The organism is Neobacillus canaveralius, from assembly GCF_047237705.1.
GTDB lineage: Bacteria > Bacillota > Bacilli > Bacillales > Cytobacillaceae > Neobacillus > Neobacillus niacini_K.
Genome location: NZ_JBDFLL010000001.1, coordinates 184989 through 209193, shown reverse-complemented (window position 1 = coordinate 209193; position 24205 = coordinate 184989). Strand labels below are relative to the sequence as shown.

Below are 24205 nucleotides of genomic sequence, written 5' to 3'. Positions count from 1 at the left end.
CCTTTCCTATAAAACTTCCAGTATTGCCTGGGCAACTCCATGCTCATCATTTGTTGCGGTAATCACATCACACAGAGTTTTTATTTCATAATCGGCATTCCCCATCGCAACCGCTCTGCCTACTCTTTCCAGCATGGAGATGTCATTAAAACTATCACCCATTGCCATTGTTTCTGAGATTTCGATTCCATTTGATTTCACAAACGTTTCTAAAGCAATTCCTTTTTGAGCATTTCGATGAGTGATTTCCAGATTGTTATGGCCTGAACTGGACACCGCCAACTCTGTTAATTCTTCCAGTGCGTTTTCTGCAGCTTCACGTCTGTCTGAATCCAGTGCAAACCCAAAAAGCTTGTATATTTTTTGTGTTTCATCATTAAATAAAACATCATAGCTTTCAACCTGATGGACTAAACCATGACGAGTGCGTTCTTCTGCTCGTTTAATCACATCTTCTGGTTTCACATCAGGATTAGCACTGACTACAATGTCAACTATAATGGCCACGGCTTTATTAGGATCTAGAGAGTATGTACCTTGGTTTGTATAGATTTCGAAATAGACATCCTTTTCCATTAGCTTTTCCGCAGCCTTTTTGGCTACGTGCTTTTCAATTGGTGTAGCAGATAAAATTTCTCCTTCTTTTGAGCGAACTTCTGCACCGTTTACACAAATTGCAGGGCACTGTAAATCTGCTTCATCAAGGACAAACCGTACCTCTTGATATGACCTCCCAGTTGCTATAACTACCTCAATTCCCTGTGACTGGGCTTTTAAAATCGCGTCTTTATTTTCCTGACTAACTTGTTGGTACGAATTTAATAAGGTACCATCCATATCTGATGCAATACACTTGATCATCTGTTCACCTATTTCTAATTTTTGTTACTGCCATCTTATCAGATATCCACATGCATTTTCACCATTTTGCTCATAAAAGATACTTACTTCCTTCTCTTACACTTAATGGAGCAAGCTCGTTTCCTTGAATAAACGCCTTAACAGATACAGGATTGGTTTTAGAGTATTCCCTTAATGCCCAGCCGATGGATTTTTGAATGAAGAATTCTTTGCTATCGGCATTCTTAACAATGTAATCATAAAGAAGTGATTCATTGGTTTGCTGTTTATATTTTAATTGAAAAAGAATTGCAGTTCTCCGCAGCCAAAAGTTATCATCGACTGACCAACCATCAATAGTCTCTTCGATTATTTCAGGATACTTCCTAGCGAGCTCTCCAACTAGAGGAGCAATGGAATCAACACTATCCCACCAGGATTTGGTCGTAATTAGCACTTCAAGAAATGGAATCACATCTTTTGGCAGTTTCTTAATAAATTTCCCTGTATACGTAATAGCTGTATAGTGGTATTCTCTTTCTTCCTTTTCCCAAAGACCTGACACGAAATCTTTGTCAAATGGCTTTTTCAAAATCTCTGTCTCTTTGAAAAATTGCTTCTCAAGCTCTTTACGGAGCGGCGACTTAATTCCTAAAAAAGGGAAGTGACCCTTCATATATTTTTTCATTGGCCCGGCATTTTCATCGTTCCGATTCTCTTCAAACAAGGTGGTTAGTTTTTCTATTGCTTTGGTCAAAATCCTTCACCCCTAAAAAAGTTCCTATATTTCTATTTTAGCTCTCCTAGTAATTCTATAAACACTCTAGAACCCCTCTATGAGAATGCATAAAGTATGCCCTTAATGCCAAACTAAATGGAACCGATAGAATAAAGGAGGAGACTACTATGACCAAAAAAGTTAATAAGGGCAGTAAAAATCAAAATTCACCTCAAGCAGGACATGCTGAGGCTGAATTCGCGAGTGAGTTTGTCAGCGGAGATAACAGCAAGGGTAATAAACGAAATAAAGGGCAGCAAAGTAAAACAAATCCTCAATAGAATAAATAAAGTCGGCCTACCACTTAGGGAAGCCGACTCTCTTTGGTCTATTGAGGGGTAGAAATGACCGCAGGAGAAATGGGCTCTTGGATTTTTGAAATAAAACCTTTTAAATAAGAGGCTTGTCCTTAATCGAATAATCAGCATAAGTAAATTAAGCGGAATTTTTCCGCTTAAATGCAGAATAGAGCTCGTTTCGGGGTATATAAGCGGAGTTTTTCCGCTTAATCAAAGAAATATCTCCCATTTTCCAATTTTTCAAGCTAATAGACGGAATCCCTCCGCCTATTTAAGCCCTTTTTATTGTAATTACTAAATTAAGCGGAATTTTTCCGTTTATTTATTAGCTCGTTACTATCCCTCAACTGATAAGTGCGGGTCCTCTAGAATCAATATGCTGAAAAGATCAATTCAGCCATGTAACAGGTTATGAAATTTCGTAAAAGCCTTGATAAATTAGGAAAAAGACGTATGCCAATTCATACGTCAATTCTGGTGTCTTTTAATTAGGAAAGCACCGAAAACAGAAGCCTTTACTTTGCGGGAAATGTTCTTTTTACAACTGAGTACTTACATTTGTCTCGTGTTCTAATTGTCTAATTTCCTCTGCGATCCTTGCCTGTATATGGTCGACAACAGCAAAATCCATCGCTGGAACGTAGATCGCTTCGAGCTGATCGTGAAGTTCTTTCGCTCTTGCTAAATAAGAGATGGCTTCCTGCATTTTATTCTTATAGCTTTCTGCGATTGGTTTAATTTTATCTTCATAAATTTCATCCGTCCCAGGAGTAATCAAAAGCTCATACATGTCAATGATTTCATCGCCGGCACGGCTCGGGAAATACTCGTGTGGAGCTGTACTGTCAAAAATAGCTATACCAAGCTCTCTATAGATCACCATATCCAAACTGTTAGGGTCAAATCCACAGTGATAAACCTCTGTATCAATGCCTCTTGCTTCTGCCGCTGCCGCGAGCTTTTTCAACATCGTTGATTTCCCAGAACCAGGACGCCCTTTAATAAAATAGCGTTTTTCTATATCCTCTGTTAAATTCGGAACAAAATCAACCGCTCCATTTGGTGTTGCAGCCCCTAAGAACCGATGGCGGATATCTGCCTGTTTATTTATTTTCAGCTTTCCAAAAAAGGACTGAATTAACTTGTTTGTCAACTGATCTGCTTTTTCAAAATCCATGTTTTCAATATAAATTTTCTCCCAGTCATCATGGATATCTAAAGCCTGTTTAAAGGTTGAATAAGCTAAATTAAAGGATGCACTGATTTGTTTAGTTAAACGTTGAATGTTTGTTTTCTCACCAGCAAGCGCCTTCGCGTCCCATGCTTCCCCTAGATTAATATACTGTTCCACAGCACCTGGAGCTTTGGGTTCAATTACATGCGGAGCGGTTCCGTCCACGATCCCCACCTTTAAGGCACGTATAATCACTCCATCAATAGAACCATTATCTGATGAGCAATGCAAGAACTCAATGTCATACCCTTTTTCGAGCCATTCATTACCGATGTTCTTCATTAAAGAGGATTTTCCTGTTCCAGGTCCTCCTTTAAGAATGTAGAGCCGTTCTAGCCCTTGGAGGTTTGAATCATAAAGGTTATGAAATCCCCTAGCTGTATTGCCGCCTGCATAATAATTTTTTATCTTTCCTGCCACTTCTGAACACTCCCTTTTACGTGACATAGCAAAGTTTCATATGTCTAGCTGCAGCACCCCTAGGAAAAATTGAACTACATTTTTCACTAGGAAAAAAGCAGTTTATTTTTTCCCTAATCAAGGCGCTTCCGCTTTTCATTTCAACATATCTTATGCAATATCAGTTTATAGGTGAATGCCTATTAATTATTTTCTGACATCAACTGTTTCAGCCTTTGTCAGATTTATTAACAATTTTGGATCGATTACGATTTGGACGCCTATTTTCCCCGCACTGACCACCATATTTTCAAGCTCTAAACAGCTTTCATCGATAAATGTCTTATAATCCTTTTTCATCCCAATGGGCGAGCAGCCACCGCGAATATATCCGGTCCATTTCAAAATATCCTTAACAGGGATCATCTCCACATTCTTTTCCCCTGCTGCCTTTGCTGCTTTTTTCAAATCTAATTCTGCTTCCACTGGTATCACATATACATAAATACTTTTACTTGCACCTTGAGCGACTAGTGTTTTATATACTTCACTCGGGTCCCTGCCTATCTTTGCTGCAACAGAAACACCATCTATTTTTCCATCTTGATTATCGTATGTAAGCACTTCATAGTAGATCTTTTTGCTATCGAGTATTCGAATTGCATTCGTTTTAACCTTTGCCAATTTCCTCATCCTTCATCCTTTTTTCATTATTATAACAATTTTCTCCATCAAAGATAAAAAAGGTAAGGAATCGTAGTCTTCCTTACCTCCCGTTTGCTTTTATGAGCATCTAAATGATCGAATTCTTCTTAAGTCTGTTCCATAATATACCCAGCGGAATCCTCTCCAGCGATATCCGGCAATTGAATCTCTTCCAACATATGTTGGATAAAACCAGAAACTGCTGCCATTGTTGAGCCAAATATAGGTATAGCGATAAAGGCAGCCTCTAATTGCCCCGGGGTCTACAGCGTATAAAGAGGGTGATTCTTGTGGCGTGTAAGATGGTGGTGGTGAAGATGGTGCCCCACCTTGTTGTCCTCCTCCTCCTCCTCCAAATGGCGGGAAGCCTTGCTGTCCGCCACCAAATGGAGGGGGTGGGAATCCAGGCTGCTGCCCGCCGCCAAAACGATTTAGCTGTTGGTTTGGTTCTATTCCAGGATACATTCCGTACTGATTGGGATAACCATAATAATTCAAGACATTTTCCTCCTTTATATGTGTTCCCATTAAAATATGCTCAAACGTTTATTTGGGTTTAATTTATTTCCACGGAATCTCCACATTGTTGTCACCCGTTTGTCACTCTATTAATCCATCATTATAGTAAAATAAAGGTAGCTAGAAAATAATTACAAAAGTGGATATTAACAAGAACTTATCTGGTTTATCACTTTGCCACAGTTAAATCAAAAACTATATGTGAAATTATTCACAATAAATAATATAAACCTAATTAATTCGAAAAGGGTGGCTTATATGAAGTATGATTTAGTCCTTTTGCACGCACCAAGTGTTTATGACTTTCGAAAAAATTCCCTGCTTGCAGGTCCTATTAGCGATGTAGTGCCGTCATCACCAGTGTTTGAAATGTATCCAATTGGTTTAACAAGTATTGCTGACTATTTAGAACGTTTTGGTCTTCGCGTAAAAATTATCAATATCGCCAACCGAATGCTGATGAGTGAAAAATTCGATGTTGAAAAGAAGCTAAAAAAGATTAAAACACGTGCTTTCGGGATAGACCTTCATTGGCTGCCACATGCACATGGCAGTATTGAACTAGCTAAAATTGTTAATAAGCTTCATCCTGATACACCGATGATTTTTGGGGGCTTATCTGCTACCTATTATCATAAAGAGCTAATTAAATATCCTTTTATTGACTTCGTCATGCGCGGTGACTCAACAGAAAAGCTGATGCTTCTGCTGATGAATAAATTGGAGCTTGGAAATATGCACTATGCTGACATTCCAAATCTAACCTGGAAAAAAGGCAGTGAGATTGGTTATAACCCAATCACTTATGTACCAACGGATTTGGACGATATTGATGTCCCTGGCTATCGTTACACCGTCCGGTCTGTCTTTAAATATCGTAACTTTCTAGATCCACTTCCATACAACGGCTGGCTGCAATATCCTAATACTGCATTACTGACAGCTAGAGGCTGTTCGCAAAACTGTCTCATCTGCGGCGGTTCAAAAGACGCCTATGATCAAAACTGCGGTAGAAGTTCTCTAGCCTTACGTTCACCAGAAAAGTTGGTTGAGGATATTCAGTTTATTTCACGCTTCAGCCGCGCACCAATCTTTATCCTGCATGACCTGCGTCAAGGCGGACGTAAATATGTAAAAGAATTCTTCAGCCGTCTCAAAGAGCTTAACCTCAAAAATGAAATCGTGTTTGAATTATTCCAATACGCGGGTGAAGAGTTCTTCAAAATGATGAATGAAAGCTGTCCAAAATACAGCATTGAAATTACCCTCGAAACTCATGATGAAAAAATTAGACGCTATAATGGTAAGTTTAATTGTACCAATCCTAAAGTAATTGAAACGCTTAATTTCGCCTTAAAACATGGTGCCAAGAAAATCGATTTATTTTTTATGACAGGTATTCCAAGTCAAACCTATCAAAGTGCGATTGAAAACATTGATTTCTGTGAAGAAATCCATCTGGCATGCAATCAAGATCCAAGACTTTTCTACTTTGTCGCACCGCTTGCACCGTTCCTTGACCCTGCAAGCCCAGCTTTTGAAAATCCAGAGCTTCACGGCTTTAAAAAATTCTGTCATACCCTTGAGGACCACCGAAAGGCGATTACCCAGCCATCTTGGAAGCATATGCTAAGCTATGAAACCACACAAATGACACGTGATGATATCGTAAACTCAACCTATGATTCTGCTCAAAAATTAAATGATTTTAAATTAAAGTATGGTCTGATTGATAAAGCAGGCTATGAAGAAATTAAAAGCAAGATTGAAAAATCTCAAAACTATATTGAAAAGATTGATTATGTCCTATCTTTACCTGAGGCAGAACAGAAAATGGAATTAGCAAAAATTCAAAAAGAAATTGAAGAATTAAATAAATATAGTATTTGTGGTAAGAACGAGTTAAAGTGGGAGGTTCAAAAAAATTACGCAAACTTTTTCTCTCTTGCTTTAGTTGGTTTAGAGCAGCTATATGAAGAGTATGCGATAAAAATTAAACATGCCCTCCAGCCAAAGCTCCGCCATCAATTTAAGCTAGAAACACAACAACAAAAGGCAAAAATGTAATATTCCAAGAATAAAGACATGTGAATTCACATGTCTTTTTAATGTCCACCAAGGTAGGCCATTCTAATTTGATCGCTCTGATTTAATTCATCGGAAGAACCTGATAGGACGATTTTTCCAGTCTCAATAACATAGGCGCGGTCCGCAATTGATAATGCCATGTTCGCATTCTGCTCCACCAACAGGATGGTAGTACCAGACTTGTTAATCTCTTCAATGATTCTAAAGATCGTTTTAACTAAAAGGGGAGCAAGTCCCATTGAAGGCTCGTCTAATAGTAAAAGCTTCGGGCGTGCCATCAACGCTCTGCCCATGGCAAGCATTTGCTGCTCCCCGCCTGATAACGTACCAGACATTTGCTTCCTCCGCTCGAGAAGACGTGGGAACAGGTTAAAGACCTTTTCAAAGTCATCCTTAATCCCTTGTTTATCCTTCCGTAAATAAGCTCCTAATTCAAGGTTCTCTTCTACGGACATATTAGCAAAAACACGACGACCTTCAGGAACGTGTGAAAGTCCCTGTTTCACAATTGTCTGTGCTACCTTACCTGAAATCGATTGACCCTCAAACAAGATGCTTCCGTTCTTTGGCTTTAGTAATCCGGAAATTGTTTTTAACAGCGTACTTTTTCCTGCTCCATTTGCTCCAATTAAGGTCACGATTTCCCCTTCATTAATATCGAGAGAAACGCCCTTTAAGGCATGGATATTGCCATAGTATACATTGATATCCTCAATTTTCAGCATTACGAAACCTCCTCGCCAAGATATGCTTCGATGACTTTTGGATTATTTCTGATTTGCTCAGGAGTTCCTTCTGCAATAAGCTGGCCATGGTCAAGTACATAGATTCGCTCACATACACCCATAACAAGGAGCATGTCATGCTCAATCAAAAGAATTGTTAAATCAAACTTTTTACGAATTAAAGCAATTAAATTCATTAATTCTTCTGTTTCCTGTGGGTTCATACCCGCTGCAGGTTCATCAAGCAGCAACAATTTCGGATTAGCGGCAAGTGCTCTGGCAATCTCTAGGCGGCGCTGTTGACCGTACGGCAGGTTTTTCGCCGTTTCATGCATAACATTATCTAGATTAAAGATTTTCAAAAATTCTACCGCTTTTTGCTCCATATACTTTTCCTCTGAAAAGTGCTTAGGGAGGCGGAAGATTGAGCTCATAATCGAATGCTTTGCAAGGGAGTGATAAGCAACCTTTACATTATCAAGCACTGACAATTCATTAAACAAACGAATATTTTGAAAGGTTCTGCTGATTCCTTTTTTAGTAATCTTATAGGGTGCTAATCCATTTAATTTATCTCCATCTAGCTCAATACTGCCTTCAGTTGGTACATATACGCCTGTTAACAAGTTGAAGAATGTGGTTTTACCGGCACCGTTTGGCCCAATCAACCCTACTAATTCACCTTGCTTCAACTCGAGGTTCACGTCTGAAACAGCCTTTAATCCGCCAAAACGGATGCCTGCATTATTTACTTTAAGCAACGGGTTGTTTGCTGTCATCATTGACTCCTCCTTTTCCAGACTTACCAAACTTAAAGAATGAAGTTAATTCTCTTGTTCCCATAATTCCTTGTGGACGGTAAAGCATCATAATAATTAATACTAAGCTATAAATAATCATCCGTAATTCAGGGTAACTTTGCAGGTAGGTAGAAACAATTGTTAAAAGGATTGCAGCCAATACTGCACCAGACATGCTTCCCAGCCCGCCAAGAACAACAAAGATTAAGATATCAAAAGATTTTAAGAAACCGAAGTTTGTCGGCTGGATAATGAAGAAGTTGTGTGCATATAATGCCCCCGCGACACCAGCAAAAAAGGCTCCGATGGCAAATGCAATAACCTTATAATAAGTCGTGTTAATCCCCATGGCGTCAGCCGCAATTTCATTTTCTCTAACAGAAATACAAGCACGCCCATGTGTCGAATTGGTAAAGTTTCTAATCACGATAAGTGTTAACAGAATACTTCCAAATAACCATGGCCAAGTAGTAAGCTGCGTAACGGTCATCCCGCTTGCTCCGCCGACATATTCAATATTTAAAAAGACAATCCGGACAATTTCACCAAACCCAAGCGTGGCAATTGCTAGATAATCTCCTTTTAGCCGAAGTGTAGGAATTCCAATAATTAAGCCTGCAATCGCAGCTGCTACTCCTCCCGCCAATAATCCAAGCGCGAAGGGAAGCTCTAATTTCATCGTAATAATCGCTGAGGCATAAGCGCCTACAGCAAGAAAGCCTGCATGTCCAATTGAAAACTGTCCGGTAATTCCAATAATCAGATGTAAGCTTGCAGCAAGAATAATGTTGATACCGATAAAATAAAGTGTATTTACATAAAAGAAATTAATTATTTCTCCGGTAATTAAAAATTGCATGACAATACCAAGAACAACGGCTAATACGATTGATGACCAAAAACCTTTCGCACCTTTAAGAATATTCATGCGCTTGCCCCCTTACACTTTTTCCCGTACATTTTTACCGAATAAACCGGCTGGACGGAAAATCAAAATTAAGATTAGTACGACAAACGCTACGCCATCTCTCCATAAGGAGAAGCCAGCAGCACTTACAAGTGACTCAATGACACCCAACAACAAGCCGCCAACCATTGCACCTGGAATAATTCCAATTCCTCCGAGTACCGCCGCAACGAAGGCTTTAAGGCCTGGAATAATCCCCATTAATGGTTCAATTTTTGTATAGTACATACCAAAAGCAACACCCGCCGCTCCTGCTAACGCTGATCCTATCGCAAAAGTTGCGGAAATAGTATTGTTAACATTGATACCCATTAATCTTGCAGCATCCATATCATAAGAAACTGCACGCATAGCTTTACCAATTTTGGTTTTATGAACGATAAATTGCAAAAGAATCATTAATACTACAGAAGTACCTAAAATCATCAATGACTGACTGCTAACCTTCACACCCAGGAAATCAATACTTGTTGCCGGGATAAGGTCACCAGGGTATGCTTCTGGCTGTGCGCCTCGTACATAAATAACTCCATATTCAATTAACAGTGATACTCCAATTGCTGTAATAAGAGCCGCAATCCTTGTGGCATTACGCAATGGCTTGTACGCGATTCTCTCAATTAGAACCCCTAAGATGGCACAAATAGCCATGGAAATGAGAAGGGAAGGGAAAAATCCTAAATCTAATATAGTAATAGAATAAAAACCGATAAATGCACCGACCATGAAGACATCTCCATGGGCAAAGTTAATTAATTTTACAATTCCGTAAACCATTGTATAACCAAGGGCTATCAACGCATAAATACTGCCTAATGATACCCCGTTAACCAGCTGTTGTAAAAATTCCATGTCTAGTTTCCTCCTAAAAATAGGAAAATATTATCTAAATAGGAATAGGGAGACAAAATGACTCCCTATTCTTTTTGTACTCTATAAAATTTATTCAGGGTCAACCTTAGTATTAAATTCTTGCTTTCCGCCTTTGTATTCAAGGATTACTGCAGATTTAATTGGATCGTGGTTTTTATCAAGCTTCATGGTTCCAGATACTAATTGAAGACCATCTGTTTCTTCAAGTGCTTTTTGGATCTTTTCAGGGTCACTGCTTCCTGCACGCTTAATCGCATCTGCAAGGAAGTATAGTGAGTCATACCCTAATGCATTAAATGCGTCAGGAGATTTACCATCATATTTTGCTTCAAATGCTTTTACGAAATCTTGTACCTTTGGATCAGAGTCACCAGATGAATAGTGGTTCGTGATAAACGTATTGTTTAATGGATCGTTACCCGCGATTTCTACTAGTTTCGGAGAATCCCAGCCATCGCCACCCATAAACGGCGCCTCAATACCAAGGGCACGAGCTTGTTTAATAATTAGGCCTACTTCCTCGTAATATCCAGGTAGGAAGATAAAATCAGGATTTGCAGATTTAATGTTAGTCAAAATTGCATTAAAGTCTGTATCCTTTGCAACATAAGCCTCTTCCTTGACAATTTTCCCGCCATTTTTCTCGAATGCCTCTGTAAATGCAGCAGCAAGTCCTTTTGCATAGTCACTTGAGCTATCAATAATGATTGCTGCATTTTTCACCTTAAGGTCCTTAGAAGCAAAGTTAGCTGCTACAGTTCCTTGGAAAGGATCGATGAAGCAAGTACGGAATACGAAGTCACTTAGCACGCCGTCTTTATTTGTAATCGTTGGGTTTGTTCCAGTTGGTGTCAACAATGGAATTTTGTTCTTTTGAGCAATTTGTACTTGTGCCAATGTGTTTGTACTTGTAGCTGCACCAATAATGGCTGATACCTTATCTTGGCTGATCAGCTTCGTTGTACCGCTTGTTGCCTCTGCCGCATCTGATTTATTATCGAAGGTAACAAGCTCTAGTTGCTTCCCATCAATACCATCTTTATTGATTTCTTCTAATGCCAATTTGATTCCTTCTTCAATGGACTGACCATAAGATGCTACCCCGCCTGAAAGCTCAAGGTTGGCACCAATTTTAATGGTATCGCCGTCTTTTTCACCACTTGTGCTGGATGAACCACCACAGCCTGCCAACATACCTGCCGCCATCATGAACGACATAAAAATTCCTGCTAACTTTTTCTTTCTCACTGTCTATACCCCCTATTTTTGAATAGTCCCCTTTTAAGCGTTGTTTTTATCTCTAAGATGTTTAAAAAAAGATAATATTCTGAAAACATTGTACAAAATAATTTCCTGTACGTCTAGTAGGAACTGCATTATTTTAATATAATTCTGAAAAATTAGTATAATGTTGAATTCCTACTATAATCATAAGGTTAAACTATTGTGTTCAAAGGCTTTTCTGCATTAAAGGGCTAAAATCATGCTGTGTTAAAAAATAAAAGAGAGATTCTTTAATAGAAATCTCTCTCATCAAAACATTATACTAATACTTTATTTTTTGTTTCTTTTCCTAAAAAGATCACAGCAAATGCAGCGATGAAAACAGATATACAAAAGATAGTAAAGATGGTGGAGATGGATGTATTTTGCGCCACTAAATAACCAACTAATAACGGTCCAAGCACTCCTCCTAATCGACCAAAGGCCGCCGCCGATCCTGAGCCCGTCCCACGAATAAGGGTAGGATATTGTTCAGGTGTATAGGCATATAATCCGCCCCATGCCCCTAGATTAAAGAAGGATAAAAGAATTCCTGATGTGATTAACAGGACCGTCGACTCTGCATTTCCAAAAAGAAAAGCACTGATTGCCGTTCCAATTAAATAGACAGCTAAAACAAATTTCCGTCCGAACCTTTCAATTGCCCATGCTGCTGTAAAATAGCCCGGTAATTGGGCAAGAGTCATAATCAAAACGTAGCCAAAACTCTTAATGAGACTAAAACCTTTTAATACCATCACACTGGGTAGCCATAAAAACATCCCATAGTAGGAAAAAACGACACAGAACCAAACAATCCATAGCATTGTGGTTCTACGGCGATACTCATTCGTCCATAGATTCGTAATACTTTGAAAGGCGGAGATCTTCTCTTTATCCTTAATGGCCTCAAATCTCGGAGAGTCCGGTAAACCAATTCGCAAATATAACGCATACAACGCTGGCGTCGCGCTTATTAGCAATGCCGTTGACCAGCCAAATTTAGGAATAACAAAATAAGAAATGATGGCTGCAATCAGCCAGCCGGCAGCCCAAAAACTTTCTAATAAAACGACAATTCGCCCTCGTTTTTCTGCAGGTACGCTTTCAGAAACAAGTGTCGAAGCAACAGGAAGCTCGCCACCAAGTCCCATCCCAATAAAGAATCTTAGTATAAGAAAAACTGTAATCGATGTGGCAAATGCAGAAATTCCGCTTGCAATCGAGAATAATAATAAGGTAATGATAAAAACATTTTTACGTCCAATTCGGTCTGCCATTAAGCCAAAAAGTAATGCCCCAACCGCCATTCCGATCGATTGAACGCTGCCGATCCAGCCCATTTGTTTTGCCGTTAAATTCCATTCCACACTTAATGCTGCAATAATGAAAGAAAGCATCCCAACATCCATTGCGTCAAACATCCAGCCCGTACCAGAAACCCAGAGCAATCTCCGGTTAGAAATCTCCTTTTTCATAACTAACCCCCCTTAAGAGTACCATTAGTGACATTATTCCCTAATGAATTGTCTTTATTTAATCAACTGCTATTTCTACATTTTTAAATTGATTGAAGAACATATTATAGTATCTACCTTGTTCATCCATGAGTTCGCCATGATTTCCCTGTTCTACAATTTTCCCATTTTCAATAACCATAATTCTATCCGCGTCACGAATGGTGTTTAATCGATGGGCGATAATAAAGCTTGTTCTGCCCTCCATTAGAGATAGCAGTGCCTCTTGAATATGGAGCTCGGTACGGGTATCAATACTGCTTGTGGCCTCATCTAATATCAACACTGCAGGCTTTGCGAGAATTACCCTGGCAATCGCAATCAGTTGGCGCTGCCCCTGACTTAAGTTTCCGCCGTTTTCTGAGAGGATGGTCTCATATTGATTTGGCAGACGTTTAATAAAGGCATCCGCATTCGCCATCTTCGCTGCATTGATGACTTCCTCATCACTTGCACCAGGCTTTCCATACTTAATATTTTCCTTAATGGTTCCTGAAAAGAGGTATGTATCCTGCAAAACAAAGCCGAAGCAGCTTCTTAAGCTATCACGGGTATATTCTCGAATATCACGGCCGTCTAACAAAATCCTGCCCTCCGTGACATCATAAAACCTTGTTAGCAAGTTAACAATCGTTGTTTTTCCCGCTCCAGTTGGACCAACTAGCGCCGTACTGCTGCCAATATCACTTTCAAAACTAACATTTTTTAAAATCGGCACATCACCGCGGTAGCCGAAGCTGACATTTTCAAACACCACATGTCCCTTATTGTTTAACACAACCGCATCCGGCAGGTCATCTGGTTCCTCTTGCTCATCAAGAATTTCAAAAACGCGCTCCGCACCGGCTACACCTGACTGCAGCATATTAAAAATTTGCGCAAGGTCATTAAGTGGTCGGACGAACTGACGAGAGTAGGTGATAAAGCTTGCAATCGCACCTACGGTAATCATATTTTCGACAGCCAGAAATCCCCCTGTTACCGCTACAATGGCAAAGCCTAAATTGTTAATGACGTTCATGATTGGCATAAGAAAGCCAGACCAAATTTGCGCCTTAAGGCCAACCTCACGCAGTTTCTGATTAACCTCTTCAAACTCTGAAATCACTTTTTCTTCATGATTAAAGGCCTTCACAACCTCAATACCTGAAATCGTTTCTTCAATTTGTCCATTTAGTTTTCCAAGCTGGATTTGCTGATCTTTAAAAAGTACACTGGTTCTTTTGGCAATCGTCTTAGTTAACAAGAAAACAAGCGGAACCGTTACTAAGCTTGCCACCGTCAAAATCGGACTCAGAATCAACATCATAATAAATGAACCACTAATCACAATGACACCTGACATCAGCTGTGTCGTCGATTGTGAGATGGTACTACTGACATTATCAATATCGTTTGAAAGCCGGCTCATTAATTCTCCATGTGTCCGCTTGTCAAAAAAAGCGACTGGCAGATTTTGCAGCTTTTTAAAAAGTGCGTCTCGCAATCTTTTGACAATTCGTTGCGACACACCAGCCATCAGCCAGCCCTGCAGAAACGTTAATACCGCGTCTAAAATAAATGCAGATATTAGAATAACTACCATCACTTCAAGGAAATTAAAATCCACTTGTGTTTTCAAGCTTATAGCATCGACAGCTTTTCCGATTAAAAATGGAGAAAGCAAGGATAGTGCTGCACTAAAAAAGATGAACAAAAAAACAATACTGAGCATTCTTCTTTCATTGCCGAAATAATACCATAACCTCTTTATTGTTTCCTTAAAGTTCTTTGGTTTTACAATCGGTGCACCCCGGCGATGGCCACCAAAGCCGCCAGGTCTACCCAGCATGGATAGGGGAGGCGGCGTGTTACTTGATTGATCTGCTGTTTTCGACATTTAGAGTGCCACCTCCTTACCGACTTGTGATTGATAGATTTCCTGGTAAACTCTGCAGTCTCTTAATAATTCTTCGTGCTTTCCAATTCCAACGATTTCTCCGTGGTCCATGACAACAATTTTATCTGCATCGATAATCGAGGTTATCCGCTGTGCAATGAGGAGGCATGTAAGACCTTTTGCATATTTTTTTAAACCCTCTTTGATTCTTGCCTCCGTGGTGACGTCAACCGCACTGGTGCTATCATCCAATATTAAAATTTCAGGATTCTTTATTAAAGCCCTCGCAATCGAAAGCCGCTGCTTTTGACCTCCTGAAAAGTTTACTCCCCCTTGTCCTATTCTAGTTTGATATCCTTCAGGAGAAGCACTAATAAAGTCATGTGCGCCGGCAATCTCTGCCGCTTTTAAAATTTCTTCAGTAGGGGCGTCTTCTTTTCCCCATTTAATGTTTTCCTCAACACTTCCGGTAAAAAGAATCGTCTTTTGCGGGACAAATGCTATTTTTTCTCGCAGTTTTTTCGGGTCAACAAGGTGTATGTCTTCACCATCCACCTTGATACTTCCAGCACTCACATCATAAAACCGGGGTATCAAGCCAACAAGGGTACTTTTTCCAGAACCTGTCGAGCCAATAATTCCGACGGTCTCACCTGGGGAGATTGATAGGTTAATATTTTTCAAAACAGGGTCCCCGCTTGTTCCTTCATAAGAAAAGGAGACATTGCTAAAATCTATTCTTCCTTTTTCAACGGGAGCAGGGTTCTGTCCCTCTTTCCAGGTCAGGTCATCCTCCTGAGAAAAAACTTCACCTATTCTGACTGCCGAAGTTTTTGCGCGGACAAACATATTAAATACCATCGAGATCATCATTAATGAAAAAAGAATTTGCGTCATGTAGTTAATAAAAGCAATAATATGACCTACCTGAACATTGCCATTCGTCACCCCATAACCGCCAATCCAGAGGACAGCGACAATGCCAAGGTTAACAGTCAGCATAATCGCTGGGCTGAATACAGCCATTAACCTTGTTGCAGAAATCGATTGTATTTTAAACTCTTCATTTGTCTTCTCAAACTTGTTGACTTCAACATCAAAGCGATTGAATGCTTTCACTACGCGGACACCCGATAAGTACTCACGCATGACTCCGTTTACACGGTCCAGCGCTTTTTGTACCTTTGAGAACATGGGGAACCCAAGTCTTAAATTTAGAATGATAAATATGGCCACAATTGGGACCACTACAATCAATACAACAGATAAATGGAGGTTTAATCGTGTCGCCATGATTAGGCCCCCGATGGCTAATAGCGGGGATTTCACAAAAATTCGCATTAAACCATTCGCAAAAACCTGTACCTGTGTCACATCATTGGTCAGCCTCGTGATTAGCGACGCGCGTTCAAAACGATCAATATTTTTGAATGATAGCGTTTGGATTTTTTTATATAAGTCCGACCGTAACTCCGATCCAAAGTTTTGCGAGACAATACTGGCCAGTATACTTCTTGTTGAAGCGGCAACTGCGCCAAGTAAGGTAATCAGAAGCATGAAACCACCCATTTTAAGCACATAACCTATATCCCTGCCCGCAACGCCGACATCAATGATTTTCGCCATGATTGTTGGCATTAACAAATCACTTATCGCCTCAAAGGTTAAAAATAAAACTGCTAAGCTAAAAGACTTCCAATATTTCTGTATGTATTTCGCTAAAAACCCCATGAACTTTCACCTCGGGAAATCTTTTCAAATTTATGGATAAAGCTATTATAGCAAAAAAAAGTATGAGTTCTATGATAAGAACTCATACTTTTAATTAATCTTCCAGCGGGCGAAATTCATGAACCCAAACGCGCATTTGCGGCAGCCATGGCATCCCAGGGTGGTAAGCAAGAATGGATTGCTTATACTCTTCAACAGTAGGGAAGCCCTCGCGGCGAGCGTCATCATCCGTCAACTCACCTAAACTTTGTGAATACACTCGTTCAACGACGAATTGGCGTCCTTCAAGTGTCATGATTTCTCCTGGATCGGCATATCTTCCATTTCTGCGGGTTGCAGTCTTTTCTCCTGCAAGCACCTTTTTAACATCGCTCTCCATTGTTACTAAACGTTCGATGGAGCATGTTTTTGGCGGTAGTGTAGTGTTTTCATTCTGGCTCATAATGTAATCCTCCTTTTTCCAATTGCACTTTCCCTATTTTAACACTATCACCATGTTATTAAAAACGTTTACACATTCAAATCTCTTTTTTTATAAAAAACAAATGTCACAACTGTAAGTGCCATAATCATGACGCCTGATAATAAAACAAAGATGAACTCAAAGCCGCCGCCGAACATTACATTTTTCGCCTCGAAATATTTAAACGGGGTAAGGTATTTTAAGCCTTCTATATTCTCATTTAAATCAATCGCAACCGAGATGACATACGTAACCAATAGTACTCCGGTTGCTAGGGAAACTGCAGTTTTAGACTTCCTTTTAACCGCTGCAAGGGAGCTGCCAATTACCATAAATAACAGCTGCAAAATAAACATCCCCGCCATTGTGATTGTAATATCGCCAGTAACCTCTTCACCATTGCTGTATTTACCGACTAAAACAAGTGATGAAACGAAGGTTACAATATTCAGGATTAAGATATTTACAAACGCAGCAATTAATTTTGCTGTAATAACCGCATTCCTTGATACAGGTTTCGCAAATAAAAACTCAGTCGTTTTATCCCGCTCCTCTTTTGCAATAATCGTTGCGCCGAGCATCGCCGCATGAATGGTCCCCATCAATAACAAATAAATATACAATAATCCGTAATAACCACTTGCTGTAGAGATATCAAATTCACCTATCCCTAATACAGCTAGCAATGATTTAGGCATTCCAGCCAGCATTTCATTCATCTGCTGTCCAGAAGAAGATAGACTCTCATATTTAAACATCCCTGATGCTACCATTAGGAATATCCCGATACTCCAAAATAGAAGCGATTTTCTATGTGACTTCATTTCTTTTAAAAAAATATTCATCTTATCATCACTTCTCCTTGTTAGACCGAGTGAATATCCTTTTTGGCATAGATAAAGAAACTAGTGCCTATCGCAATAACAATAATAACTGCTCCGGTTATTAAAAAAGAAGCCTCATAACCAGATTTCTCTATGATATAAGCAGTATCAAAATATTTAAATGGAGAAAGATATCGTTTCACTTCATCACCGGAAGTGCTACTAAACATTCCTAAAAAGTAAAAGGCAAAAACAGTTGCAAGCGACACCGTCAACACTGATTTTATCCTTTGAACGATGACTGAAATAATGATTCCTAATGCGAGAAAAGTCAGTTGTACAAAAAATACAGTCAATGAAAGCTGGATGAAAATGCTAACCTCAAAGTCTACTGTAGCTACTTGGTAGGCTAGGAGGGTTGCTGCTGCTAAATAAACGATATTCGTTATGATAATTGAAATCAGTGCCGCCAATAATTTGTTCGTTAACACAACGGTACGTGTAACTGGTTTTGTTAATAGAAAGTCAGCCGTTTTTTCCCTAACCTCTTTGCTGACAATACTTGTACCAAGATTCATTGCCTGAATTGCACCGCAAAGCGTAACAAACGACAGCCCATAGCAATAGAATCCAAGGATTGAAAAGAAATTATCGAGATTTATCCCAAAAGCCTCTCTGAGCGCCACAGGATACCCTTCCAGCAGCTTTCTAAATTCCTCTGTATCTTTTGTAAAGGAAGGAAATAGTGACATAAATAGCGCTACAACTGCAATTAATGATATCGTCCAGATGATTGTAGACTTCCGATAAGCCCTCAATTCATGAAGTAGGATATTCATGGTTTTAGTCCTCCTTTTCGTAGTAATGGATAAAAATCTCCTCAAGATCAGGCTCTTCAATCCATAAATTTGTAATTTCAATGTCTGCAATTTTCTTCATTACATCGTTTATATTTCCTTTAAATAAAAAGCTCGTATGGTTATCCTTGACCTCTAATTTATTCACCCCTGTGAGGTTAAAGTAATTGGGGTCTGGGGTTGCTCTTGTTTCTACTTTGAACTTTTTATACGTGTTTTCTTTCAAGGTACTTATCTTTTCAACGGTAACAATCTTGCCCTCTTTTATAATTGCCACCCGATTACACAAACGCTGAACCTCGGATAGGATATGAGAGGAAAATAGAATGGTCGCCCCTTTTCGATTCTCTTCCTCTAGCAATTCAAAGAATTTTTGCTGCATTAATGGGTCCAGCCCGCTAGTAGGTTCATCAAGAATAATTAGTTTGGGCTCATGAAGGAGACCTTGAACAATCCCGACCTTCTTTTTATTTCCCAGTGAAAGGTCATCAATTTTTTTGTTGAGGTCTAAATCCATAATCTCCGCCAATTCTTTGATTCTCTTACGGCAATCCTTTTTATAAAAACTAGCCGAATAATTTAATAGGTCCTTCACTTTCATGTTGTCATAGTAAAATACCTCAGATGGTAAATAGCCAATTTCCTTCTTAATTTCTGGTGCAAATTGAACAGTGTCCTTCCCAAAGATAGTTGCACTGCCGCTAGTAGGATAAATAAGTGAGAGCAGTGTCCGAATGGTGGTCGATTTCCCCGCACCATTCGGTCCGATAAATCCAAAAATCTCACCTTCCTGTACAGAAAAGCTTATGTCGCTAATTCCTCTTGCTTTGCCGTAAGTCTTTGTTAGATTTTTAATCTCAATCACATTCATCGTCACTTCCCCCTTATTTGTAAAAGCATTTAATGAATAGCTCAAAATACTCTTCTGCTTCCAAAAAGACTTTTTCATAATCAATCTTGTGACCAGGGACCATCTTCGCTTTGAGGAGCTCCTCATCACTCATTTTTTCGAACGTCCATGAAATGACCTTTAATATTTTTTGAACATCGACATCATCCCTAAATTTCGAGAGATCAATTCCATCATAGATTATCCCTATATTTATAGCGTTAAGTTCCAATTTCTTTTTATCAAATTCGTCCTTTATTTCCGGTGAGTCTTGCATAAAGGCTTCCTGGATAAACGTTAAGATATCTGGGTATTGTTGCTGTAAGTCCATTTTGATCAGCACTGACTGGCGAATTCTTTTAAAAAAGTCTCTTTCAGTTAAATCAACCTTTTTAAAAAATTCATCCGCAACCAAGTTGTAGCAATAATCAAATAAAAAGAAGAACAGTAGCTTTTTATTTTTAAAATAATGAAATAGCAGACCCTTAGAAATGCCAGCCTCTTTCACAATTTCATTTGTTGATGCGTTATCATACCCCTTTTGGGCAAATTCCTTAATTGCTGCGTTGATTATTCGATCCTGTTTTTCCGTATCCAGGCTTAAAAATTTCGAAAACATGCTGTTTGGCCCCTTTCTATTTACCGTTGACCACATCAGTCAATTACAGTTTACTCTCGTTGACTCATGTGGTCAATATTAGACGAGTTTAAAATTTTTACAAAATTATGAAGGTTATATATTTAAACTAGGGGATATGCTAGGATACTTGTGGAGGTGAAAAATGAAAGAGCGTTCTGACTCATTAACGTTACAGGGCTTGATTGCTGCACAAAGCAGGTTAAAAAATCCAATTGTTTCAACACTTGCTTCAAAACAATCTATTATAGAGGCAGGTATTGGAGGCGAACAACGTGTAGCCGAAGTCTTACAAAGGTACACTTTTTCTTTTAAAAATAACATTTTCCACGATTTATCACTCTCTTCAGACAGTTACTTTCAAATCGATCACCTATTGAAGACACCCTATTACGGAGTTATTTTGGAAACAAAAAATCTAGCTGGCAGTCTAGAATTCAGGGATAATCCACCACAGCTTGTTCAAAAGCGGGAGGACGGGAAAATTAAGTATTATGAGAGTCCAGTTGAACAATTAGAAAGAAATATTGAGCTTATGTCAGCCTGGTTATTACAGCGAAATATTGATTTTCCGCTTTATGGTGCCATTGTGTTAGCCTATCCTAAGCAACATGTGGAAATCCCCCCTGCTTCTACCAAGATATTATTCCCAAACATGATCCCACCGTTTATCAAAAGTCTTCCACAGGAAGGGAAGAGGCTCGAAATGTCAAAATTCAACTGGCTATCTTCTGAAATACTGAGGTGTCATCAAACCTACATACCAAAACCTATTTGTGAATCTTATCAAGTTCCAATATCTGATGTTCTACCGGGTGTGCGGTGTGTCGCCTGTGGGAACATAGGAATGCTTAAAGTACCTAGGACGTGGCATTGTCCGATTTGTAAGGTGAACAATCATCTGGCACATGTTCAGACTCTGGGCGAGTGGTTTTTGGTGGTGAAGAGGAGTATTACCAATCGGGAGTGTCGGGAGTTTTTGGGCATTAAGGATAAATTCACTGCAAATCGAATATTACAAAGTATGAATTTTAAAAGTCAGGGAACTTATCGAGATCGGACCTATTTTATGGACTTAAGGACCGTTATACACAACTAAGCTCGGCTATCCGAAACTAAGCTCGGCCATCCGCAACTAAGCTCGGCTATCCGAAACTAAGCTCAGTTATCCGCAACTAAGCTCGGCTATCCGCAACTATTCTGCGGCTATCCACAACTAAGCTCAGTTATCCGCAACTAAGCTGCGGCCATCCACAACTAAGCTCGGCTATCCGCAACTAAGCTCGGCTATCCGAAACTAAGCTCAGTTATCCGCAACTAAGCTCGGCTATCCGCAACTAAGCTCGGCCATCCACAACTAAGCTCAGTTATCCGCAACTAAGCTGCGGCCATCCGCAACTAAGCTCGGCTATCCGCAACTAAGCTCGGCTATCCGCAACTAATTTCTGCTATCCGCAACTAATTTCTGCTATCCGCAACTATTCTGCGGATATCCGCAACTAAGCTCGGCCATCCACCACTATTCCCATCCAAGATACCTATTACCATCACCCTTAACATCCCATTTCCTCCCAACCCCATCAACGTGCTATTATTAGGTTGTAAAATTGATAAAGGGAGTGCTGCAAAAGTGAAAAACGAAATCATTGAAAGATTTACTTCCTATGTGAGGGTGGATACGCAGTCGAATGAGGGAAATGAAAGCTGTCCTTCTACACCTGGTCAGCTCACATTAGCAAACATGCTGGTTGAGGAGTTAGAGTCAATTGGAATGCAAGAGGTGACAATCGATGAAAATGGGTATGTGATGGCAACCCTTCCTTCCAATACCGACAAGGATGTACCAACAATCGGTTTCTTGGCTCACGTCGATACTGCAACCGATTTCACAGGCAAGAATGTGAATCCAAAAATCATTGAAAACTACGACGGGAATGATATCCCTCTTAACCCAAACGTCACCATGACAACGAAGGATTTCCCAAGCCTGCCAAGCTACAAAGGCCACACGCTGATCACCACGGACGGTACTACACTGCTTGGTGCTGATAACAAGGCAGGCATCGCTGAAATCATGACCGCAATGAGCTACCTGATTCAACACCCAGAAATTAAGCACGGTAAGGTTCGCGTTGCGTTCACGCCGGATGAAGAGATTGGCAGAGGTCCGCATAAGTTTGACGTTGCAGCATTCAATGCCAAGTATGCTTACACTGTGGATGGTGGTCCGCTAGGGGAGTTAGAATACGAAAGTTTTAATGCTGCGGCTGCTAAAATCACGATTAAAGGCACTAATATCCATCCAGGCTCCGCAAAAGATAAAATGGTGAATTCAATGAAAATTGCCATGGAATTACATAGCCAGCTGCCAGCATTGGAGGCACCTGAACATACAGAAGGTTATGAAGGTTTCTACCACCTGATTTCCTTCAACGGCGATGTCGAGCAAACGAAAATGTACTATATCATCCGTGATCACGACAAAGAAATCTTCGCAGCGAGAAAAAATAGAATCGAAAGCATTGTCAACTTGCTCAACGAAAGATATGGCAAAGATACCATCCTTCTAGATTTAAAAGACCAATATTACAATATGGGTGAAAAAATCAAACCAGTTATGGAAATCGTTGATATTGCCCAACAAGCCATGGAGAGCCTAGATATTAAACCGCTCATTAAACCGATTCGCGGCGGTACAGATGGCTCACAGCTTTCTTATATGGGTCTGCCGACTCCGAATATTTTTACAGGCGGAGAGAACTTCCACGGAAAGTTTGAATTTATTTCAGTTGATAATATGATTAAAGCAACCAACACTGTCATTGAAATAGCAAAGCTTTTCGAACAAAAAGCATAAAATTAAGCCCAACTGTTGAGTTGGGCTTTTACATTTGATAGCGATCCAATATGGAAAAGAAATCTTTTAAAAAGTCATAAAAAAGTTTGACCGTAGGAAGCATTTTGCGTTCTCTCGGAATAATGACCCCGACCGTACGGCTCACTTCAGGCTCAATAATTGGTACCTTTACTGTTGAACGAGGGAACCCATCCACCAGCGTGATTTCCGGAATTAGTGTGATTCCAAGACCTGCTGAAACCAAACCTTTTATTGAATCAATATCTACTCCCTCAAAGGACACCTTCGGCTTGAAACCAAGCTGTTCACATGCTTGTACGATAATTTCCCTTAATATATATTCCTTTGGAAACAAGACAAAGGATTCTTCACGCAGTTGGCTTAATTTTATCGCTGACTGTTTGGCCAAAGGATGACTAGTTGGTAATAGTGCGACAATATTATCTGTAAATAATGTTGTCCCCAATATTTTCTTTTCGTGTTTTGGAACAGGTCCAATCAATGCCATATCGAACTCACCATTCATAACCCCCTCAATCAACTCTTTATATGTACCCTGTTTTAGTTGAAATTTCACTTGAGGGTAATTTTCACGAAAGGCAGATATGGAGGTTGGAAGTGTATACGCGGCTAAACTGCTCGGAAATCCTATACGAATCGTCCCTTTCATTGGGTCTAAGTATTCCTCAATTTCTCGCTCGGCCTCATCAATTACCTTCATCGCTTGTTCCATATGCTCTAGAAACATCTGCCCTATCATCGTCAGTTTGACGTTTCGTCCCTCGCGGATGAATAAATTAACGCCGAGCTCTTTTTCGAGGTTAAAGATTTGCCGGCTGACAGCAGATTGTGCTACGTGCAGCGCGGTTGCTGCCTCGGTAACATGTTCACGCTTAGCCACTTCCATAAAGTATTGAATTTGTCGTAATTCCAAAAGGCTCACCTCTATTCATCTCATTATGAGATGAATGTTATCTATTATTAATATTGTTAAGATTATTATTTAATTATAGAATATTGGTTATTAATAATCTAATTATTTAAAAAAATAACTTCCCGTT

Annotated in this window: 23 protein-coding genes; 4 read left to right on the top strand and 19 right to left on the bottom strand. The window is 39.7% G+C overall.

From position 1 onward, the window contains the following. Nucleotides 1–6: 6 nt before the first annotated feature. Complete coding sequence (locus ABC255_RS01005; protein ID WP_412990952.1) at nt 7–861, bottom strand: HAD family hydrolase; 855 nt, start codon at nt 859–861, stop codon at nt 7–9. 70 nt (nt 862–931) lie between these two features. After that, nucleotides 932–1600 carry a DNA alkylation repair protein gene (locus ABC255_RS01000; RefSeq protein ID WP_412998442.1) on the bottom strand — a complete coding sequence of 223 codons (669 nt, stop codon included), beginning with the start codon at nt 1598–1600 and terminating at the stop codon, nt 932–934. 146 nt (nt 1601–1746) lie between these two features. Here ABC255_RS01000 and ABC255_RS00995 point away from each other — a divergent pair, with 146 nt between their 5' ends. Beyond that, nucleotides 1747–1899 (top strand): hypothetical protein, encoded by a 153-nt coding sequence (locus ABC255_RS00995; RefSeq protein WP_412990951.1) that lies wholly within the window; start codon nt 1747–1749, stop codon nt 1897–1899. A gap of 556 nt (nt 1900–2455) precedes the next feature. On the opposite strand, the gene ABC255_RS00990 is transcribed toward ABC255_RS00995, so the two are convergent. The 3 genes from ABC255_RS00990 to ABC255_RS00980 all read right to left on the bottom strand — a co-directional run bounded on the left by ABC255_RS00990 (nt 2456) and on the right by ABC255_RS00980 (nt 4720). Next, nucleotides 2456–3571 carry a PRK06851 family protein gene (locus ABC255_RS00990; RefSeq protein ID WP_412998441.1) on the bottom strand — a complete coding sequence of 372 codons (1116 nt, stop codon included), beginning with the start codon at nt 3569–3571 and terminating at the stop codon, nt 2456–2458. A gap of 186 nt (nt 3572–3757) precedes the next feature. Continuing rightward, the gene (gene ybaK, locus ABC255_RS00985; RefSeq protein WP_412998440.1) at nt 3758–4234 is read right to left on the bottom strand and encodes a Cys-tRNA(Pro) deacylase; all 477 of its coding nucleotides are present in this window, start codon (nt 4232–4234) and stop codon (nt 3758–3760) included. A gap of 99 nt (nt 4235–4333) precedes the next feature. Further along, entirely contained in the window at nt 4334–4720 is a 387-nt protein-coding gene (locus tag ABC255_RS00980; protein ID WP_412998439.1) for a hypothetical protein, read from the bottom strand. A gap of 312 nt (nt 4721–5032) precedes the next feature. On the opposite strand from ABC255_RS00980, the gene ABC255_RS00975 reads away from it, so the two are divergent. Beyond that, nucleotides 5033–6841, top strand: coding sequence for a TIGR04190 family B12-binding domain/radical SAM domain protein (locus tag ABC255_RS00975; RefSeq protein ID WP_412990950.1), 1809 nt, complete (start codon nt 5033–5035; stop codon nt 6839–6841). Nucleotides 6842–6879: 38 nt separating this feature from the next. Here the strand turns inward: ABC255_RS00975 and ABC255_RS00970 are convergent, their stop codons facing one another. The 13 genes from ABC255_RS00970 to ABC255_RS00910 all read right to left on the bottom strand — a co-directional run bounded on the left by ABC255_RS00970 (nt 6880) and on the right by ABC255_RS00910 (nt 20269). Beyond that, a complete protein-coding gene (locus ABC255_RS00970) occupies nt 6880–7587 on the bottom strand; it encodes an ABC transporter ATP-binding protein (RefSeq protein WP_412990949.1) in 708 nt (235 codons plus the stop codon). Then, nucleotides 7587–8366: an ABC transporter ATP-binding protein gene (locus ABC255_RS00965; protein ID WP_412990948.1), complete on the bottom strand. Its 780-nt coding sequence runs from the start codon at nt 8364–8366 to the stop codon at nt 7587–7589. The genes ABC255_RS00970 and ABC255_RS00965 overlap by 1 nt, the downstream gene beginning before the upstream one ends. Continuing rightward, entirely contained in the window at nt 8341–9315 is a 975-nt protein-coding gene (locus tag ABC255_RS00960) for a branched-chain amino acid ABC transporter permease (RefSeq protein ID WP_412990947.1), read from the bottom strand. The genes ABC255_RS00965 and ABC255_RS00960 overlap by 26 nt, the downstream gene beginning before the upstream one ends. A gap of 12 nt (nt 9316–9327) precedes the next feature. Further along, entirely contained in the window at nt 9328–10206 is an 879-nt protein-coding gene (locus ABC255_RS00955) for a branched-chain amino acid ABC transporter permease (protein ID WP_335528370.1), read from the bottom strand. Nucleotides 10207–10296: 90 nt separating this feature from the next. After that, nucleotides 10297–11475 carry an ABC transporter substrate-binding protein gene (locus ABC255_RS00950; protein ID WP_412990946.1) on the bottom strand — a complete coding sequence of 393 codons (1179 nt, stop codon included), beginning with the start codon at nt 11473–11475 and terminating at the stop codon, nt 10297–10299. A 293-nt stretch (nt 11476–11768) separates the two neighbouring features. Next, entirely contained in the window at nt 11769–12968 is a 1200-nt protein-coding gene (locus ABC255_RS00945) for an MFS transporter (RefSeq protein WP_412990945.1), read from the bottom strand. A 58-nt stretch (nt 12969–13026) separates the two neighbouring features. Then, nucleotides 13027–14886, bottom strand: coding sequence for an ABC transporter ATP-binding protein (locus ABC255_RS00940; protein WP_412990944.1), 1860 nt, complete (start codon nt 14884–14886; stop codon nt 13027–13029). Beyond that, the gene (locus ABC255_RS00935) at nt 14887–16617 is read right to left on the bottom strand and encodes an ABC transporter ATP-binding protein (RefSeq protein WP_412990943.1); all 1731 of its coding nucleotides are present in this window, start codon (nt 16615–16617) and stop codon (nt 14887–14889) included. 94 nt (nt 16618–16711) lie between these two features. Next, the gene (locus ABC255_RS00930; RefSeq protein WP_412998438.1) at nt 16712–17062 is read right to left on the bottom strand and encodes an ASCH domain-containing protein; all 351 of its coding nucleotides are present in this window, start codon (nt 17060–17062) and stop codon (nt 16712–16714) included. A 65-nt stretch (nt 17063–17127) separates the two neighbouring features. Beyond that, nucleotides 17128–17925: an ABC transporter permease subunit gene (locus ABC255_RS00925; protein WP_412990942.1), complete on the bottom strand. Its 798-nt coding sequence runs from the start codon at nt 17923–17925 to the stop codon at nt 17128–17130. A gap of 20 nt (nt 17926–17945) precedes the next feature. Beyond that, a complete protein-coding gene (locus ABC255_RS00920; protein WP_412990941.1) occupies nt 17946–18743 on the bottom strand; it encodes an ABC transporter permease subunit in 798 nt (265 codons plus the stop codon). A 4-nt stretch (nt 18744–18747) separates the two neighbouring features. After that, nucleotides 18748–19632, bottom strand: a complete 885-nt coding sequence (locus tag ABC255_RS00915; RefSeq protein ID WP_412990940.1) for an ABC transporter ATP-binding protein — start codon at nt 19630–19632, stop codon at nt 18748–18750. A 13-nt stretch (nt 19633–19645) separates the two neighbouring features. Continuing rightward, nucleotides 19646–20269, bottom strand: a complete 624-nt coding sequence (locus ABC255_RS00910; protein ID WP_412990939.1) for a TetR/AcrR family transcriptional regulator — start codon at nt 20267–20269, stop codon at nt 19646–19648. Nucleotides 20270–20432: 163 nt separating this feature from the next. Between ABC255_RS00910 and ABC255_RS00905 the strand changes: the two genes are divergently transcribed. Together ABC255_RS00905 and pepT are read left to right on the top strand one after the other, a co-directional pair. Further along, nucleotides 20433–21386, top strand: coding sequence for a nuclease-related domain-containing protein (locus tag ABC255_RS00905; protein ID WP_412990938.1), 954 nt, complete (start codon nt 20433–20435; stop codon nt 21384–21386). 531 nt (nt 21387–21917) lie between these two features. Next, on the top strand, nt 21918–23144 hold the full coding sequence (pepT, locus tag ABC255_RS00900) for a peptidase T (protein WP_412990937.1): 1227 nt from the start codon (nt 21918–21920) through the stop codon (nt 23142–23144). A 28-nt stretch (nt 23145–23172) separates the two neighbouring features. On the opposite strand, the gene gltC is transcribed toward pepT, so the two are convergent. Beyond that, on the bottom strand, nt 23173–24078 hold the full coding sequence (gene gltC, locus ABC255_RS00895; protein WP_412990936.1) for a glutamate biosynthesis transcriptional regulator GltC: 906 nt from the start codon (nt 24076–24078) through the stop codon (nt 23173–23175). Nucleotides 24079–24205 lie beyond the last annotated feature (127 nt).

What these genes read in the sequence shown, in the direction of transcription:
- ABC255_RS01005 (WP_412990952.1), bottom strand. Translation starts at nt 861, where the DNA reads ATGATCAAGTGTATTGCATCAGATATGGATGGTACCTTATTAAATTCG.
- ABC255_RS00995 (WP_412990951.1), top strand. Translation starts at nt 1,747, where the DNA reads ATGACCAAAAAAGTTAATAAGGGCAGTAAAAATCAAAATTCACCTCAA.
- ABC255_RS00980 (WP_412998439.1), bottom strand. Translation starts at nt 4,720, where the DNA reads ATGTATCCTGGAATAGAACCAAACCAACAGCTAAATCGTTTTGGCGGC.
- ABC255_RS00975 (WP_412990950.1), top strand. Translation starts at nt 5,033, where the DNA reads ATGAAGTATGATTTAGTCCTTTTGCACGCACCAAGTGTTTATGACTTT.
- ABC255_RS00970 (WP_412990949.1), bottom strand. Translation starts at nt 7,587, where the DNA reads ATGCTGAAAATTGAGGATATCAATGTATACTATGGCAATATCCATGCC.
- ABC255_RS00965 (WP_412990948.1), bottom strand. Translation starts at nt 8,366, where the DNA reads ATGACAGCAAACAACCCGTTGCTTAAAGTAAATAATGCAGGCATCCGT.
- ABC255_RS00960 (WP_412990947.1), bottom strand. Translation starts at nt 9,315, where the DNA reads ATGAATATTCTTAAAGGTGCGAAAGGTTTTTGGTCATCAATCGTATTA.
- ABC255_RS00955 (WP_335528370.1), bottom strand. Translation starts at nt 10,206, where the DNA reads ATGGAATTTTTACAACAGCTGGTTAACGGGGTATCATTAGGCAGTATT.
- ABC255_RS00945 (WP_412990945.1), bottom strand. Translation starts at nt 12,968, where the DNA reads ATGAAAAAGGAGATTTCTAACCGGAGATTGCTCTGGGTTTCTGGTACG.
- ABC255_RS00940 (WP_412990944.1), bottom strand. Translation starts at nt 14,886, where the DNA reads ATGTCGAAAACAGCAGATCAATCAAGTAACACGCCGCCTCCCCTATCC.
- ABC255_RS00935 (WP_412990943.1), bottom strand. Translation starts at nt 16,617, where the DNA reads ATGGGGTTTTTAGCGAAATACATACAGAAATATTGGAAGTCTTTTAGC.
- ABC255_RS00925 (WP_412990942.1), bottom strand. Translation starts at nt 17,925, where the DNA reads ATGAATATTTTTTTAAAAGAAATGAAGTCACATAGAAAATCGCTTCTA.
- ABC255_RS00920 (WP_412990941.1), bottom strand. Translation starts at nt 18,743, where the DNA reads ATGAATATCCTACTTCATGAATTGAGGGCTTATCGGAAGTCTACAATC.
- ABC255_RS00915 (WP_412990940.1), bottom strand. Translation starts at nt 19,632, where the DNA reads ATGAATGTGATTGAGATTAAAAATCTAACAAAGACTTACGGCAAAGCA.
- ABC255_RS00910 (WP_412990939.1), bottom strand. Translation starts at nt 20,269, where the DNA reads ATGTTTTCGAAATTTTTAAGCCTGGATACGGAAAAACAGGATCGAATA.
- ABC255_RS00905 (WP_412990938.1), top strand. Translation starts at nt 20,433, where the DNA reads ATGAAAGAGCGTTCTGACTCATTAACGTTACAGGGCTTGATTGCTGCA.